Source organism: Enterobacter cloacae complex sp. 397G4 (assembly GCF_050031515.1).
GTDB lineage: Bacteria > Pseudomonadota > Gammaproteobacteria > Enterobacterales > Enterobacteriaceae > Enterobacter > Enterobacter hormaechei_C.
The window spans coordinates 804,286-820,804 of the sequence record NZ_JBLGWE010000001.1; the positions used below are offsets into that span (position 1 = coordinate 804,286).

Below are 16,519 nucleotides of genomic sequence, written 5' to 3' on the forward strand. Positions count from 1 at the left end.
CTATCGTTTCCACGATCAGCGATCGGCTCGTTGCCCTGCGCCGCTCCAAAGCCCGCGACGCAGCGCCGGCAGGCAGAGCAAGTAGAGGGCAGCGCCTGCAATCCATGCCCACCCGTTCCACGTTGTTATAGAAGCCGCATAGATCGCCGTGAAGAGGAGGGGTCCGACGATCGAGGTCAGGCTGGTGAGCGCCGCCAGTGAGCCTTGCAGCTGCCCCTGACGTTCCTCATCCACCTGCCTGGACAACATTGCTTGCAGCGCCGGCATTCCGATGCCACCCGAAGCAAGCAGGACCATGATCGGGAACGCCATCCATCCCCGTGTCGCGAAGGCAAGCAGGATGTAGCCTGTGCCGTCGGCAATCATTCCGAGCATGAGTGCCCGCCTTTCGCCGAGCCGGGCGGCTACAGGGCCGGTGATCATTGCCTGGGCGAGTGAATGCAGAATGCCAAATGCGGCAAGCGAAATGCCGATCGTGGTCGCGTCCCAGTGAAAGCGATCCTCGCCGAAAATGACCCAAAGCGCGGCCGGCACCTGTCCGACAAGTTGCATGATGAAGAAGACCGCCATCAGGGCGGCGACGACGGTCATGCCCCGGGCCCACCGGAACGAAGCGAGCGGGTTGAGAGCCTCCCGGCGTAACGGCCGGCGTTCGCCTTTGTGCGACTCCGGCAAAAGGAAACAGCCCGTCAGGAAATTGAGGCCGTTCAAGGCTGCCGCGGCGAAGAACGGAGCGTGGGGGGAGAAACCGCCCATCAGCCCACCGAGCACAGGTCCCGCGACCATCCCGAACCCGAAACAGGCGCTCATGAAGCCGAAGTGCCGCGCGCGCTCATCGCCATCAGTGATATCGGCAATATAAGCGCCGGCTACCGCCCCAGTCGCCCCGGTGATGCCGGCCACGATCCGCCCGATATAGAGAACCCAAAGGAAAGGCGCCGTCGCCATGATGGCGTAGTCGACAGCAGCGCCGGCCAGCGAGACGAGCAAGACCGGCCGCCGCCCGAAACGATCCGACAGCGCGCCCAGCACAGGTGCGCAGGCAAATTGCATCAACGCATACAGCGCCAGCAGAATGCCATAGTGGGCGGTGACGTCGTTCGAGTGAACCAGATCGCGCAGGAGGCCCGGCAGCACCGGCATAATCAGGCCGATGCCGACAGCGTCGAGCGCGACAGTGCTCAGAATTACGATCAGGGGTCTGTTGGGTTTCACGTCTGGCCTCCGGACCAGCCTCCGCTGGTCCGATTGAACGCGCGGATTCTTTATCACTGATAAGTTGGTGGACATATTATGTTTATCAGTGATAAAGTGTCAAGCATGACAAAGTTGCAGCCGAATACAGTGATCCGTGCCGCCCTGGACCTGTTGAACGAGGTCGGCGTAGACGGTCTGACGACACGCAAACTGGCGGAACGGTTGGGGGTTCAGCAGCCGGCGCTTTACTGGCACTTCAGGAACAAGCGGGCGCTGCTCGACGCACTGGCCGAAGCCATGCTGGCGGAGAATCATACGCATTCGGTGCCGAGAGCCGACGACGACTGGCGCTCATTTCTGATCGGGAATGCCCGCAGCTTCAGGCAGGCGCTGCTCGCCTACCGCGATGGCGCGCGCATCCATGCCGGCACGCGACCGGGCGCACCGCAGATGGAAACGGCCGACGCGCAGCTTCGCTTCCTCTGCGAGGCGGGTTTTTCGGCCGGGGACGCCGTCAATGCGCTGATGACAATCAGCTACTTCACTGTTGGGGCCGTGCTTGAGGAGCAGGCCGGCGACAGCGATGCCGGCGAGCGCGGCGGCACCGTTGAACAGGCTCCGCTCTCGCCGCTGTTGCGGGCCGCGATAGACGCCTTCGACGAAGCCGGTCCGGACGCAGCGTTCGAGCAGGGACTCGCGGTGATTGTCGATGGATTGGCGAAAAGGAGGCTCGTTGTCAGGAACGTTGAAGGACCGAGAAAGGGTGACGATTGATCAGGACCGCTGCCGGAGCGCAACCCACTCACTACAGCAGAGCCATGTAGACAACATCCCCTCCCCCTTTCCACCGCGTCAGACGCCCGTAGCAGCCCGCTACGGGCTTTTTCATGCCCTGCCCTAGCGTCCAAGCCTCACGGCCGCGCTCGGCCTCTCTGGCGGCCTTCTGGCGCTCCTGCTGCGGCGTCCGCTCGTGGGCCGTGGCGCGGGTCCGCGCGCCGGCCTCGTGCGCCTGGCGCTCGCGGCCGTCTTCACGTTCTGCCTTGCGCAGATGAGATAGGGGAGCCCGCAGAATTCGGAAAAAATCGTACGCTAAGGTTTTCCGGGCATCCGTAAGGGCCGAAACTTCCCGTCTTCCAGTCTGCGGCTCTGCCGCCAGACGTAATCGCCGGTTAGGTTGATGTGCTCCCAGCCCAGCGGCGACAGGAATTGCAGCAGCTCGCCGTCCACCGGCTTGCCGGCCTCGACCAACCCCTGGGTGGCGCGTTCCAGGTACACCGTGTTCCACAGCACGATAGCCGCCGTCACCAGGTTGAGGCCGCTGGCCCGGTAGCGCTGCTGCTCGAAGCTCCGATCCCTGATTTCCCCAAGGCGGTTGAAGAACACCGCCCTGGCCAGCGAGTTGCGCGCCTCACCTTTGTTCAGGCCGGCATGCACGCGGCGGCGCAGTTCAACACTTTGCAGCCAGTCCAGGATGAACAGCGTGCGCTCGATCCGGCCCAGCTCGCGCAGGGCCACGGCCAGTCCGTTCTGGCGCGGGTAGCTGCCGAGCTTGCGCAGCATCAGCGAGGCGGTGACGGTGCCCTGCTTGATCGAGCTGGCCAGGCGCAGGATGTCGTCCCAGTGGGCACGCACGTGCTTGATGTTCAGGGTGCCGCCGATCAGCGGGCGCAACGTCGGGTAGGCTTGCACGCCCTGCGGCACGTACAGCTTGGTTTCGCCGAGGTCGCGGATGCGCGGCGCGAAGCGGAAGCCTAGCAGGTGCATCAGGGCAAAGACGTGATCGGTGAAGCCGGCCGTGTCGGTGTAGTGCTCCTCGATCCGCAGGTCGGACTCGTGGTACAGCAGGCCGTCGAGCACATAGGTGGAATCGCGGACGCCGACATTCACCACGCGGGTGCTGAACGGCGCGTACTGGTCGGAGATATGGGTATAGAACAGCCGTCCCGGCTCGCTACCGTACTTCGGGTTGACGTGCCCGGTGCTCTCGCCCCGGCCACCCGCGCGGAAGCGCTGGCCATCGGAGGATGAGGTCGTGCCGTCGCCCCAGTGGGCGGCAAAGGCGTGGCGATACTGGTGGTTGACCAGCTCGGCCAAGGCCGCCGAATAGGTTTCGTCGCGGATGTGCCAGGCTTGCAGCCAGGACAGCTTGGCGTAGGTCAGGCCGGGGCTCGACTCGGCCATCTTGGTCAGCCCGAGGTTGATCGCATCACCGAGGATTGCGGACAGCAGCAACGTCCTGTCTTTGGCCTCGGCCCCGTCCTTCAAGTGGGTGAAGTGGCGGCTGAAGCCCGTCCAGTCGTCCACGTCCATCAGCAGTTCGGTGATCTTGATGCGCGGCAGTAACTGGCTGGTTTGGTCGATCAGCGCCTGCGCCCGATCCGGCACCGCCGCATCCAGCGGGGTGATTTTCAGCCCTGACTCGGTGAGGATGGCATCGGGCAGCTCGTTGTCCTTGGCCAGGCGGGTGACGGTGGCCAACTGCTCGTCCAGCAGCTGCAAACGCTCTTCCAGGTACTGGTCGCTGTTCGGGTTGATCGCCAGGGGCAGGGCCTGCTCGCGCTTGAGTGCGGCGAACTTCTCGGCCGGCAGCAGGTAGTCGTCGAAGTGGCACTGTTGCAAATAGTCGGTGGTGATAAACTTATCATCCCCTTTTGCTGATGGAGCTGCACATGAACCCATTCAAAGGCCGGCATTTTCAGCGTGACATCATTCTGTGGGCCGTACGCTGGTACTGCAAATACGGCATCAGTTACCGTGAGCTGCAGGAGATGCTGGCTGAACGCGGAGTGAATGTCGATCACTCCACGATTTACCGCTGGGTTCAGCGTTATGCGCCTGAAATGGAAAAACGGCTGCGCTGGTACTGGCGTAACCCTTCCGATCTTTGCCCGTGGCACATGGATGAAACCTACGTGAAGGTCAATGGCCGCTGGGCGTATCTGTACCGGGCCGTCGACAGCCGGGGCCGCACTGTCGATTTTTATCTCTCCTCCCGTCGTAACAGCAAAGCTGCATACCGGTTTCTGGGTAAAATCCTCAACAACGTGAAGAAGTGGCAGATCCCGCGATTCATCAACACGGATAAAGCGCCCGCCTATGGTCGCGCGCTTGCTCTGCTCAAACGCGAAGGCCGGTGCCCGTCTGACGTTGAACACCGACAGATTAAGTACCGGAACAACGTGATTGAATGCGATCATGGCAAACTGAAACGGATAATCGGCGCCACGCTGGGATTTAAATCCATGAAGACGGCTTACGCCACCATCAAAGGTATTGAGGTGATGCGTGCACTACGCAAAGGCCAGGCCTCAGCATTTTATTATGGTGATCCCCTGGGCGAAATGCGCCTGGTAAGCAGAGTTTTTGAAATGTAAGGCCTTTGAATAAGACAAAAGGCTGCCTCATCGCTAACTTTGCAACAGTGCCTTTAAGCGTGCATAATAAGCCCTACACAAATTGGGAGTTAGACATCATGAGCAACGCAAAAACAAAGTTAGGCATCACAAAGTACAGCATCGTGACCAACAGCAACGATTCCGTCACACTGCGCCTCATGACTGAGCATGACCTTGCGATGCTCTATGAGTGGCTAAATCGATCTCATATCGTCGAGTGGTGGGGCGGAGAAGAAGCACGCCCGACACTTGCTGACGTACAGGAACAGTACTTGCCAAGCGTTTTAGCGCAAGAGTCCGTCACTCCATACATTGCAATGCTGAATGGAGAGCCGATTGGGTATGCCCAGTCGTACGTTGCTCTTGGAAGCGGGGACGGACGGTGGGAAGAAGAAACCGATCCAGGAGTACGCGGAATAGACCAGTTACTGGCGAATGCATCACAACTGGGCAAAGGCTTGGGAACCAAGCTGGTTCGAGCTCTGGTTGAGTTGCTGTTCAATGATCCCGAGGTCACCAAGATCCAAACGGACCCGTCGCCGAGCAACTTGCGAGCGATCCGATGCTACGAGAAAGCGGGGTTTGAGAGGCAAGGTACCGTAACCACCCCATATGGTCCAGCCGTGTACATGGTTCAAACACGCCAGGCATTCGAGCGAACACGCAGTGATGCCTAACCCTTCCATCGAGGGGGACGTCCAAGGGCTGGCGCCCTTGGCCGCCCCTCATGTCAAACGTTGGGCGAACCCGGAGCCTCATTAATTGTTAGCCGTTAAAATTAAGCCCTTTACCAAACCAATACTTATTATGAAAAACACAATACATATCAACTTCGCTATTTTTTTAATAATTGCAAATATTATCTACAGCAGCGCCAGTGCATCAACAGATATCTCTACTGTTGCATCTCCATTATTTGAAGGAACTGAAGGTTGTTTTTTACTTTACGATGCATCCACAAACGCTGAAATTGCTCAATTCAATAAAGCAAAGTGTGCAACGCAAATGGCACCAGATTCAACTTTCAAGATCGCATTATCACTTATGGCATTTGATGCGGAAATAATAGATCAGAAAACCATATTCAAATGGGATAAAACCCCCAAAGGAATGGAGATCTGGAACAGCAATCATACACCAAAGACGTGGATGCAATTTTCTGTTGTTTGGGTTTCGCAAGAAATAACCCAAAAAATTGGATTAAATAAAATCAAGAATTATCTCAAAGATTTTGATTATGGAAATCAAGACTTCTCTGGAGATAAAGAAAGAAACAACGGATTAACAGAAGCATGGCTCGAAAGTAGCTTAAAAATTTCACCAGAAGAACAAATTCAATTCCTGCGTAAAATTATTAATCACAATCTCCCAGTTAAAAACTCAGCCATAGAAAACACCATAGAGAACATGTATCTACAAGATCTGGATAATAGTACAAAACTGTATGGGAAAACTGGTGCAGGATTCACAGCAAATAGAACCTTACAAAACGGATGGTTTGAAGGGTTTATTATAAGCAAATCAGGACATAAATATGTTTTTGTGTCCGCACTTACAGGAAACTTGGGGTCGAATTTAACATCAAGCATAAAAGCCAAGAAAAATGCGATCACCATTCTAAACACACTAAATTTATAAAAAATCTAATGGCAAAATCGCCCAACCCTTCAATCAAGTCGGGACGGCCAAAAGCAAGCTTTTGGCTCCCCTCGCTGGCGCTCGGCGCCCCTTATTTCAAACGTTAGACGGCAAAGTCACAGACCGCGGGATCTCTTATGACCAACTACTTTGATAGCCCCTTCAAAGGCAAGCTGCTTTCTGAGCAAGTGAAGAACCCCAATATCAAAGTTGGGCGGTACAGCTATTACTCTGGCTACTATCATGGGCACTCATTCGATGACTGCGCACGGTATCTGTTTCCGGACCGTGATGACGTTGATAAGTTGATCATCGGTAGTTTCTGCTCTATCGGGAGTGGGGCTTCCTTTATCATGGCTGGCAATCAGGGGCATCGGTACGACTGGGCATCATCTTTCCCGTTCTTTTATATGCAGGAAGAACCTGCATTCTCAAGCGCACTCGATGCCTTCCAAAAAGCAGGTAATACTGTCATTGGCAATGACGTTTGGATCGGCTCTGAGGCAATGGTCATGCCCGGAATCAAGATCGGGCACGGTGCGGTGATAGGCAGCCGCTCGTTGGTGACAAAAGATGTGGGGCACTGTTGCAAAGTTAGCGATGAGGCAGCCTTTTGTCTTATTCAAAGGCCTTACATTTCAAAAACTCTGCTTACCAGGCGCATTTCGCCCAGGGGATCACCATAATAAAATGCTGAGGCCTGGCCTTTGCGTAGTGCACGCATCACCTCAATACCTTTGATGGTGGCGTAAGCCGTCTTCATGGATTTAAATCCCAGCGTGGCGCCGATTATCCGTTTCAGTTTGCCATGATCGCATTCAATCACGTTGTTCCGGTACTTAATCTGTCGGTGTTCAACGTCAGACGGGCACCGGCCTTCGCGTTTGAGCAGAGCAAGCGCGCGACCATAGGCGGGCGCTTTATCCGTGTTGATGAATCGCGGGATCTGCCACTTCTTCACGTTGTTGAGGATTTTACCCAGAAACCGGTATGCAGCTTTGCTGTTACGACGGGAGGAGAGATAAAAATCGACAGTGCGGCCCCGGCTGTCGACGGCCCGGTACAGATACGCCCAGCGGCCATTGACCTTCACGTAGGTTTCATCCATGTGCCACGGGCAAAGATCGGAAGGGTTACGCCAGTACCAGCGCAGCCGTTTTTCCATTTCAGGCGCATAACGCTGAACCCAGCGGTAAATCGTGGAGTGATCGACATTCACTCCGCGTTCAGCCAGCATCTCCTGCAGCTCACGGTAACTGATGCCGTATTTGCAGTACCAGCGTACGGCCCACAGAATGATGTCACGCTGAAAATGCCGGCCTTTGAATGGGTTCATGTGCAGCTCCATCAGCAAAAGGGGATGATAAGTTTATCACCACCGACTATTTGCAACAGTGCCTCTCGATAGGTATAGTGTTTTGCAGTTTAGAGGAGATATCGCGATGCATACGCGGAAGGCAATAACGGAGGCAATTCGAAAATTAGGAGTCCAAACCGGTGACCTGTTGATGGTGCATGCCTCACTTAAAGCGATTGGTCCGGTCGAAGGAGGAGCGGAGACGGTCGTTGCCGCGTTACGCTCCGCGGTTGGGCCGACTGGCACTGTGATGGGATACGCGTCGTGGGACCGATCACCCTACGAGGAGACTCTGAATGGCGCTCGGTTGGATGACAAAGCCCGCCGTACCTGGCCGCCGTTCGATCCCGCAACGGCCGGGACTTACCGTGGGTTCGGCCTGCTGAATCAATTTCTGGTTCAAGCCCCCGGCGCGCGGCGCAGCGCGCACCCCGATGCATCGATGGTCGCGGTTGGTCCGCTAGCTGAAACGCTGACGGAGCCTCACGAACTCGGTCACGCCTTGGGGGAAGGGTCGCCCGTCGAGCGGTTCGTCCGCCTTGGCGGGAAGGCCCTGCTGTTGGGTGCGCCGCTAAACTCCGTTACCGCATTGCACTACGCCGAGGCGGTTGCGGATATCCCCAACAAACGATGGGTGACGTATGAGATGCCGATGCTTGGAAGAAACGGTGAAGTCGCCTGGAAAACGGCATCAGAATACGATTCAAACGGCATTCTCGATTGCTTTGCTATCGAAGGAAAGCCGGATGCGGTCGAAACTATAGCAAATGCTTACGTGAAGCTCGGTCGCCATCGAGAAGGTGTCGTGGGCTTTGCTCAGTGCTACCTGTTCGACGCGCAGGACATCGTGACGTTCGGCGTCACCTATCTTGAGAAGCACTTCGGAGCCACTCCGATCGTGCCAGCACACGAAGCCGCCCAGCGCTCTTGCGAGCCTTCCGGTTAGAGGCCGTCGACAATGATAATCTGGATCAACGGACCTTTCGGCGCCGGAAAGACGACTCTCGCTGAGCGGCTGCGCGATCGGCGTCCGAAATCGCTGATCTTTGACCCTGAGGAAATCGGGTTCGTGGTGAAAGAAACGGTCCCCATACCAGCGAGCGGAGACTATCAGGATCTCCCCTTGTGGAGGGGACTTACGATCGCTGCGGTCAGCGAGATTCGCAGGAATTACTCGCAGGACATCATCATCCCAATGACGCTCGTGCACCCGGACTATCTGACTGAGATACTCGACGGGTTAAGGCAGATCGACGATCAGCTGCTGCACATCTTTCTGATGCTTAACGAGGACCTATTGCGTCACCGGATCTCGAACCAGACCATGCATCCTGACCCGAATCGGAATGCGGAGATTCGAGAGTGGCGATTAGCGAATGTCGCCCGATGCTTGGCCGCAAGGGAACGGCTTCCGTCCACAACCCGTGTTCTCGATAGTGGTGCACACACCAGCGATGAACTTGCAGCGATGGTGCTCGACAGACTCGATCAGCGCACCTGATCGCCTTAGAGCTGGCTCGGGAAATCTGCACAGCGGGGATAAGTGGAGTTTCTGCCTGACTTCGGCTTAGATGCCGGGAACAGGAGAGACCATGACGAGACGACCGCGCCGGAACCATAGCCCGGCTTTCAAGGCGAAGGTGGCACTTGCCGCCATCCGAGGTGAGCAGACGCTGGTGGAGTTGTCCCAGCAGTTCGATGTGCACGCCAACCAGATCAAGCAATGGAAAGACCAGCTCCTTGAGGGGGCGACAGGTGTGTTCGGCGATGAAACGAAAGCGGAGCCGTCGGGTCCGACCATCGATGTCAAAACGCTGCACGCGAAAATCGGCGAACTGACACTGGAGAACGATTTTTTATCCGGTGCGCTCGGCAAGGCGGGATTGCTGGGCGGAAAGAAATGATCGACCGCGAGCACAAGCTATCCGTCGTGCGCCAGGCGAAGCTTCTCGGCTTCAGCCGTGGCAGCGTCTACTATCTGCCTCGTCCGGTGTCTGACGGCGATCTGGCCCTTATGCGCCGGATTGACGAATTGCATCTCGACTACCCCTTTGCCGGAAGTCGGATGTTGCAAGGGCTCTTGAGAGGAGAAGGTCTGGAGACCGGGCGGCGACACGTCGCCACGCTGATGAAGAAGATGGGCATCAAGGCGATCTACCGCCGCCCGAACACCTCGAAACCAGCGCCAGGGCACATACGAAAGCTGGCAGTCACCCGGCCCAATCAGGTGTGGGCAATGGACCTGACCTACATCCCCATGGCGCGGGGATTTGTCTATCTGTGCGCCGTCGTGGACTGGTTCAGCCGGAAGGTCTTGTCATGGCGGTTGTCGATCACGATGGAAGCAGCCTTCTGCATCGAGGCGGTGGAGGAGGCACTTGCCCGTCATGGCAGGCCGGAAATCTTCAATACCGACCAGGGATCGCAGTTCACCTCCATCGACTTCACCGCCGTGCTGAAGAGGTCACAGATTGCCATCTCGATGGATGGCAAGGGTGCGTGGCGAGACAATGTCTTCGTCGAGCGGCTCTGGCGTTCGATCAAATACGAGGAAGTCTACCTCCATGCCTACAAGACTGTGTCCGAGGCACGCGCTGGCATCGCCCGATATCTGAACTTCTACAACACCAGACGCCCACATTGGCACTGTTGCAAAGTTAGCGATGAGGCAGCCTTTTGTCTTATTCAAAGGCCTTACATTTCAAAAACTCTGCTTACCAGGCGCATTTCGCCCAGGGGATCACCATAATAAAATGCTGAGGCCTGGCCTTTGCGTAGTGCACGCATCACCTCAATACCTTTGATGGTGGCGTAAGCCGTCTTCATGGATTTAAATCCCAGCGTGGCGCCGATTATCCGTTTCAGTTTGCCATGATCGCATTCAATCACGTTGTTCCGGTACTTAATCTGTCGGTGTTCAACGTCAGACGGGCACCGGCCTTCGCGTTTGAGCAGAGCAAGCGCGCGACCATAGGCGGGCGCTTTATCCGTGTTGATGAATCGCGGGATCTGCCACTTCTTCACGTTGTTGAGGATTTTACCCAGAAACCGGTATGCAGCTTTGCTGTTACGACGGGAGGAGAGATAAAAATCGACAGTGCGGCCCCGGCTGTCGACGGCCCGGTACAGATACGCCCAGCGGCCATTGACCTTCACGTAGGTTTCATCCATGTGCCACGGGCAAAGATCGGAAGGGTTACGCCAGTACCAGCGCAGCCGTTTTTCCATTTCAGGCGCATAACGCTGAACCCAGCGGTAAATCGTGGAGTGATCGACATTCACTCCGCGTTCAGCCAGCATCTCCTGCAGCTCACGGTAACTGATGCCGTATTTGCAGTACCAGCGTACGGCCCACAGAATGATGTCACGCTGAAAATGCCGGCCTTTGAATGGGTTCATGTGCAGCTCCATCAGCAAAAGGGGATGATAAGTTTATCACCACCGACTATTTGCAACAGTGCCCTATTTTTCGGGGATCTGATTGCCCTCTGGCAATATCATTCAGCACGCCATAGTCGGCATCATGGTCCATTCGCCAGAAAACCGAAGCACCGGCATCAGCCAGGCGTGGAGAAAACTGGTATCCCAGCAGCCAGAAAAGGCCAAAGACAAGTTCGCTGGCACCTGCTGTATCGGTCATAATTTCGGTTGGATTCAGCCCGGTCTCCTGTTCCAGAAGACCTTCCAGCACAAAGATAGAGTCCCTCAGCGTCCCCGGTATAACGATGCCATGAAAGCCGGAATACTGATCGGACACAAAGTTGTACCAGGTGATCCCTCTGTTATTACCAAAGTATTTGCGGTTCGGTCCGGCATTGATTGTTCTGACTGGCGTAACAAAGCGCATTCCATCTGCAGATGCCACTTCTCCTCCACCCCATATCTGTGCCAGTGGCAGCGTTGCCTGAAAATCAACCAGTCTGGCATTAGCGCTGGTGATAGTTTCAGCCCGCAGATAGTTCGCTTTTGTCCAGTTCAGCCGGTGTCGGGTCAGTGCAGGAACATTTGATCTGATCAGTGGTTCCAGACCGATATTGCAGGCTTCAGCCATCAGCACGGCGCTGATGCTGACGGGCAGATCATCAACTCTGGCACTGGCTTCACTAGCATGGAAAAACTCATCAGCAAATCCGGTATGGGCGTTAATTTCGAGCAGCAACTCCGTTAAATCCACCGGAGGGAGTAGATCACTGATCATTTTGCTCAGTCGTTTCAGACTGTCCGGCTCATCAAGACTGGCGAGGGGAGAAATTGTCAACCGGGGCTTCGGGCCAGAAACATCGAGTTCGACAGCCTCATTTTCGCAAAGACGTGCAGCAACCTGTCTGTAACGACTATCAAGCTGATGACCCAGAGATTTTATTGCTTCCTGCGGGTCTGTCGGGTGCCCCAAAGAACGATAAACCTTAATCCGGTTTGCCTGCCAGTCAGCACCCTGTAGTAATCTTGCACGAGGATCTCCCCACCGGTTACTGCCGGTAACGTAGACATCCCTCCGCCTCAGACTATCCTGCAGTTTACTGAGAAAGCAGAGCGTGTATCCCCTGCGGGTGATATGTTTTTCCTTGTTAATCACCAGCCGTTTCCATGACCGACTGATAATTTCCGTTGGTGCGTCGTCAAAAAACTGCCGCCGTGAGCTGAACTCCCGGCTGAGGTAGTCACAGGCATTCAGAGTGGTAACCCCGGCAGGTGCGGATGAAAATTTAACGGTATTCAGCAGATGGGGCAGGAAACGACGAACGCGCCCGTACTGCTCCACCATTTCTTCATGAAAATTATCGTCTGAGGGCCGGGCAATTTCACGGACAAGCGTGATGATTTCAGCCAGCTTTTGCCTTGGGATGTAGCTGAACACCTCAGCACGAATCGATTCGTCCGGTGTTTCTTCTTTCAGCAGGTACGAACATGCGCTGGCGAGCGCCAATGCAGATTTATCCAGATCCTTCAGCGAGCGGAGCCGTTTTTTCTGCCCAATCTTTCTGGCGTCACGGATGATAACGGCCAGCATGGCGTCCAGAACGTCCAATGCATCATCCAGCGCCAGCGTTTCCCATGCAAGGACAAAGGCAACCAGAACCGCCATCCTTTTCTGCGGTGACATCCTGGCAATATTGAACACCGAAGTCATACCAGCATAACGTGCGAGATTTTTCAGGCGCACAGCCGGGAGTGTACTCAGGTTTTCAGCATGCAGGCCAAAATCGTTCAGAGTTTTCCAGCGTTCAATTGCTTCATTAAACGCCGGACCACTGATGGTCACAGGGCCCTTTTTCAGTGATTCCAGTAAAGACAGGCGGCTGCAATCAGTTGGCCCCAGCAGCATCTCCAGCTGTGAACGCTGTTCGGCTGACGGTATCAGTGCCAGTTTGTTCCACAGGCGCAACGTCGCCTTTTCCCTTACCTCTGAAATCAACCGGGTCAGCGTAGTGGCTCCGGGGAGAATAATACGATGTTGCATAAGCCACCCTGTCGCCAGATCGAAAAGCAGGCCAGGACGTTCGTTGCTTATCCAGCTCCGGGTATATAAAAGACGGGTAAGGCGAAATGTCCAGGGCCAGGCAAATTCACGATACTGATAGTGCTGACGTATCAGCGCTGCATGCTCACGGCGGGTATTTTCCCTCTGACCGTATTCTGCAAGAACGGTGATATCACGAATCCCGAGCTGTCTGGCGGTAAAATGCCGGACGCCGGAAGGAATATGACCTGGGACCTACGTGCGCCCGCACCGACACCCTCACACCTTCGAGCTACTGTTGCCATTAAGGGGTCGTTTCGTGGTGCTGAATTTTGACGATCGGGGTACCGTCACCCATCGGGCGATATTGGGGGAAACCTGTACGGTGCTGGAGATGGCCGCAGGAACCTGGCATGCCGTGCTGTCGCTGGATACCGGTGGCATAATTTTTGAAGTAAAACACGGTGGCTATCAACCCGTGGCTGCCGATGACTATGCGCACTGGGCTCCAGCGGAAGGAGAACCAGGAACCACGGAGCTTATGGCCTGGTATGCGCAAGCGCAGGTGGGCGACAGCACTTTTGCCGTCTAAGGCGATAAACAAAAACGGAATGAGTTTCCCCATTCCGTTTCCGCTATTACAAACCGTCGGTGACGATTTTAGCCGCCGACGCTAATACATCGCGACGGCTTTCTGCCTTAGGTTGAGGCTGGGTGAAGTAAGTGACCAGAATCAGCGGCGCACGATCTTTTGGCCAGATCACCGCGATATCGTTGGTGGTGCCATAGCCACCGCTGCCGGTTTTATCCCCCACAACCCAGGAAGCAGGCAGTCCAGCCTGAATGCTCGCTGCACCGGTGGTATTGCCTTTCATCCATGTCACCAGCTGCGCCCGTTGGCTGTCGCCCAATGCTTTACCCAGCGTCAGATTCCGCAGAGTTTGCGCCATTGCCCGAGGTGAAGTGGTATCACGCGGATCGCCCGGAATGGCGGTGTTTAACGTCGGCTCGGTACGGTCGAGACGGAACGTTTCGTCTCCCAGCTGTCGGGCGAACGCGGTGACGCTAGCCGGGCCGCCAACGTGAGCAATCAGCTTATTCATCGCCACGTTATCGCTGTACTGTAGCGCGGCCGCGCTAAGCTCAGCCAGTGACATCGTCCCATTGACGTGCTTTTCCGCAATCGGATTATAGTTAACAAGGTCAGATTTTTTGATCTCAACTCGCTGATTTAACAGATTCGGTTCGCTTTCACTTTTCTTCAGCACCGCGGCCGCGGCCATCACTTTACTGGTGCTGCACATCGCAAAGCGCTCATCAGCACGATAAAGTATTTGCGAATTATCTGCTGTGTTAATCAATGCCACACCCAGTCTGCCTCCCGACTGCCGCTCTAATTCGGCAAGTTTTTGCTGTACGTCCGCCGTTTGCGCATACAGCGGCACACTTCCTAACAACAGCGTGACGGTTGCCGTCGCCATCAGCGTGAACTGGCGCAGTGATTTTTTAACCATGGGATTCCTTATTCTGGAAGATACGAAATAACAACAACATGAATAGTCCCTAAATTCCACGTGTGTTTTTTATTAGCTTCAAAAATCACTATTTCACGAAGAATTTAGACTGCTTCTCACACATTGTAACATTATTTACAACCACCTTTCAATCATTTTTGATAAATCATTGATTTCATCTTTGCTGCAATGATACTTAATAAACTCTGCAAGTTATCCACAGAGCAACACTCAATTTTATTGATGATATTCTTATTATACCAGACATTTTTCATACACTCCCTTGTACGGATAGTTTTCCGACAACTTCATGATTACATATCTTGCGGTTTTGATTATTTTTGCTGCAAGAAATACATACTTCAAACGAAAGGTCTTTATTTGCTGTCTGTATTCTGAAGAGTCCAAGGAATCAAACTTGAACAACAAAAATAGGTTATATGAAAGCATCATCATTTGAAACACGGCTTCATTCGCCCAAAATGACTTTAGCAAGAGATGACCCACCGCCATGTCGTATTTGGCTTCTTTGATATAGTTTTCAGCATTACCACGCTTTTCATAGTATATAACTACTTTTTCAGAAAGCAAGGTAGTATTTGTTACAAAGAAAAAGTAGTCGTATTCGGAACCTTCTAAAAGTGATAATTGTGCTCTTTCTTTTTCTGGTTTCAGTACGCGAGATACGACAAATCTTCTGTCTTTTTCCCATTTAACTAATTTTGTATACAGTTCTGTAGTTTCTCTACCTTCTTCTCCTTTAACGAATACAATTGATGAATTCGTTGCTTGTGAGGTGAGTGTAGAATAACTTTTGGCTTTAATTAAATATTTGCATCCAAGAGATTCTATCGTTTCGATAATTTTTTCATCAAAGTAGCCACTATCCATTCGAAATAAAATTTCTAAATCGTCTGATTTGATGTTAGCAACAATTTCTTTGATCATTTCCGCAGCACCGTTTGCAGTGTAAGTATTGCCACTTCTTACAAATCCGGTAACATATGCTTTTAATTCGTCGCAAAATGCAAATTGGATATTGTAGCATCGGTTTCCCAGTTTCTTAGGATTATATCCTTTTGACGCACCTTCTTGATGACCTTCTACGTTAATTACACTACTATCAATATCAATCGTAATGGATGTCAATTTACTTTTAGTGAGCAGTTTTTTAAAGACTTTAAAATTAATGTCTCTAAACATTTGGGTTGTCTTGAAGTTGAAGTTTCCTAGAAACCGTGACACTGTTTCAGGTTCTTTTACGGAAATATCAAACTCGTTGACGAGGGGATCATTTTGAAGTAGCTTTAGACGTTCTAACTTATCAATGCCAATGAAGTGACCGCAGAGCATGGTCTTTATATGATTCATCTTGATTTTATTTGTTGAGTCATTATCAAATACGAGGTCATTTTCAATAAAATCAAAAATCCCATTGCTTTTTGCATTCTCAAGGAGCAGAAAAAGACCTGCATTTGATGTTAGATTCTTAGCTTTGAAATCAATTTTATTAATCATAATTAGAACCCCTTTTTACTACTTTTCTTACTATTATTTTACCATATATCGAGTCATAAAAGCTGATAATTTAACATATTTTTGAGCACTTTTCTTTCACCCAATGGGTGAAAGCTGAATTTCGAAGGAATGCATATTTATCAAGGCTTTGATTATGCTTTTTGAAGTACTGACGTAGAATCTAGGTATGATTCATATCGGTGAGGAAGGTGCCCAGAAAACGGACACATCCAATTTGCAGGGCAATGCCCAGACGGTTGTGATCACCTCTGCTTTTTCCGATAAATTCCTTGTCTGCTTCATCAAGGTGAAAATATCGTGCCAGCTGAAGCTCATCCGGTTCACCGGTGAATCTGCCATAGCTTTCAGTCTGCTCAGTGGTCAGAAAGTCAACGGGCATATCGGCCTCCCTGCCTGACGGGCATTTAGTAACATTTTT

Annotated in this window: 13 protein-coding genes and 4 pseudogenes; 9 read left to right on the forward strand and 8 right to left on the reverse strand. The window is 53.2% G+C overall.

Annotated features, from left to right (window positions below):
• Positions 1-15: 15 nt before the first annotated feature.
• The gene (gene tet(A), locus ACQG1Y_RS03835) at positions 16-1,215 is read right to left on the reverse strand and encodes a tetracycline efflux MFS transporter Tet(A) (RefSeq protein WP_000804064.1); all 1,200 of its coding nucleotides are present in this window, start codon (positions 1,213-1,215) and stop codon (positions 16-18) included.
• A 105-nt stretch (positions 1,216-1,320) separates the two neighbouring features.
• Here tet(A) and tetR(A) point away from each other — a divergent pair, with 105 nt between their 5' ends.
• Positions 1,321-1,971 (forward strand): tetracycline resistance transcriptional repressor TetR(A), encoded by a 651-nt coding sequence (gene tetR(A), locus ACQG1Y_RS03840; RefSeq protein ID WP_000164043.1) that lies wholly within the window; start codon positions 1,321-1,323, stop codon positions 1,969-1,971.
• A gap of 315 nt (positions 1,972-2,286) precedes the next feature.
• Here the strand turns inward: tetR(A) and ACQG1Y_RS03845 are convergent.
• A pseudogene (locus tag ACQG1Y_RS03845) lies at positions 2,287-3,801 on the reverse strand (Tn3-like element TnAs1 family transposase); the annotation flags it as partial.
• Between the two features lie 65 nt (positions 3,802-3,866).
• Here ACQG1Y_RS03845 and ACQG1Y_RS03850 point away from each other — a divergent pair.
• From ACQG1Y_RS03850 to ACQG1Y_RS03865, 4 genes and pseudogenes are all read left to right on the forward strand, one after another.
• Complete coding sequence (locus tag ACQG1Y_RS03850; protein ID WP_001067855.1) at positions 3,867-4,571, forward strand: IS6-like element IS26 family transposase; 705 nt, start codon at positions 3,867-3,869, stop codon at positions 4,569-4,571.
• A 143-nt stretch (positions 4,572-4,714) separates the two neighbouring features.
• Positions 4,715-5,269 carry a fluoroquinolone-acetylating aminoglycoside 6'-N-acetyltransferase AAC(6')-Ib-cr5 gene (locus tag ACQG1Y_RS03855; RefSeq protein ID WP_063840321.1) on the forward strand — a complete coding sequence of 185 codons (555 nt, stop codon included), beginning with the start codon at positions 4,715-4,717 and terminating at the stop codon, positions 5,267-5,269.
• A gap of 130 nt (positions 5,270-5,399) precedes the next feature.
• On the forward strand, positions 5,400-6,230 hold the full coding sequence (locus ACQG1Y_RS03860) for an oxacillin-hydrolyzing class D beta-lactamase OXA-1 (RefSeq protein ID WP_001334766.1): 831 nt from the start codon (positions 5,400-5,402) through the stop codon (positions 6,228-6,230).
• Positions 6,231-6,367: 137 nt separating this feature from the next.
• Positions 6,368-6,808, forward strand: a pseudogene (locus ACQG1Y_RS03865) (CatB-related O-acetyltransferase); the annotation flags it as partial.
• 53 nt (positions 6,809-6,861) lie between these two features.
• Here the strand turns inward: ACQG1Y_RS03865 and ACQG1Y_RS03870 are convergent.
• A complete protein-coding gene (locus tag ACQG1Y_RS03870; RefSeq protein WP_001067855.1) occupies positions 6,862-7,566 on the reverse strand; it encodes an IS6-like element IS26 family transposase in 705 nt (234 codons plus the stop codon).
• 106 nt (positions 7,567-7,672) lie between these two features.
• On the opposite strand from ACQG1Y_RS03870, the gene aac(3)-IIe reads away from it, so the two are divergent.
• The 3 genes from aac(3)-IIe (at position 7,673) to ACQG1Y_RS03885 (ending at position 10,336) form a co-directional block, all read left to right on the forward strand.
• On the forward strand, positions 7,673-8,533 hold the full coding sequence (gene aac(3)-IIe / locus ACQG1Y_RS03875; protein ID WP_000557452.1) for an aminoglycoside N-acetyltransferase AAC(3)-IIe: 861 nt from the start codon (positions 7,673-7,675) through the stop codon (positions 8,531-8,533).
• Between the two features lie 12 nt (positions 8,534-8,545).
• On the forward strand, positions 8,546-9,088 hold the full coding sequence (locus tag ACQG1Y_RS03880) for an AAA family ATPase (RefSeq protein ID WP_002063889.1): 543 nt from the start codon (positions 8,546-8,548) through the stop codon (positions 9,086-9,088).
• 91 nt (positions 9,089-9,179) lie between these two features.
• Positions 9,180-10,336 (forward strand): IS3 family transposase gene (locus ACQG1Y_RS03885; RefSeq protein WP_165587319.1). Its coding sequence is split into 2 segments (ribosomal slippage): positions 9,180-9,438 and positions 9,438-10,336, totalling 1,158 coding nucleotides; the frame shifts between segments, so codons are not numbered across the junction.
• On the opposite strand, the gene ACQG1Y_RS03890 is transcribed toward ACQG1Y_RS03885, so the two are convergent.
• Positions 10,282-10,986: an IS6-like element IS26 family transposase gene (locus ACQG1Y_RS03890; RefSeq protein ID WP_001067855.1), complete on the reverse strand. Its 705-nt coding sequence runs from the start codon at positions 10,984-10,986 to the stop codon at positions 10,282-10,284. The two genes, ACQG1Y_RS03885 and ACQG1Y_RS03890, sit on opposite strands and share 55 nt — an antisense overlap.
• 67 nt (positions 10,987-11,053) lie before the next feature.
• Positions 11,054-13,282, reverse strand: a pseudogene (locus tag ACQG1Y_RS03895) (Tn3-like element Tn3 family transposase); the annotation flags it as partial.
• Between the two features lie 64 nt (positions 13,283-13,346).
• Here ACQG1Y_RS03895 and ACQG1Y_RS03900 point away from each other — a divergent pair.
• A complete protein-coding gene (locus ACQG1Y_RS03900; protein ID WP_116961751.1) occupies positions 13,347-13,640 on the forward strand; it encodes a WbuC family cupin fold metalloprotein in 294 nt (97 codons plus the stop codon).
• A 46-nt stretch (positions 13,641-13,686) separates the two neighbouring features.
• Here the strand turns inward: ACQG1Y_RS03900 and ACQG1Y_RS03905 are convergent, their stop codons facing one another.
• From ACQG1Y_RS03905 to ACQG1Y_RS03915, 3 genes and pseudogenes are all read right to left on the reverse strand, one after another.
• Positions 13,687-14,562 carry an extended-spectrum class A beta-lactamase CTX-M-15 gene (locus ACQG1Y_RS03905; RefSeq protein ID WP_000239590.1) on the reverse strand — a complete coding sequence of 292 codons (876 nt, stop codon included), beginning with the start codon at positions 14,560-14,562 and terminating at the stop codon, positions 13,687-13,689.
• A gap of 255 nt (positions 14,563-14,817) precedes the next feature.
• Positions 14,818-16,080, reverse strand: a complete 1,263-nt coding sequence (locus ACQG1Y_RS03910; RefSeq protein WP_000608644.1) for an IS1380-like element ISEcp1 family transposase — start codon at positions 16,078-16,080, stop codon at positions 14,818-14,820.
• A 193-nt stretch (positions 16,081-16,273) separates the two neighbouring features.
• Positions 16,274-16,480 (reverse strand): annotated as a pseudogene (locus ACQG1Y_RS03915) (DUF4158 domain-containing protein); the annotation flags it as partial.
• Positions 16,481-16,519: the final 39 nt, after the last annotated feature.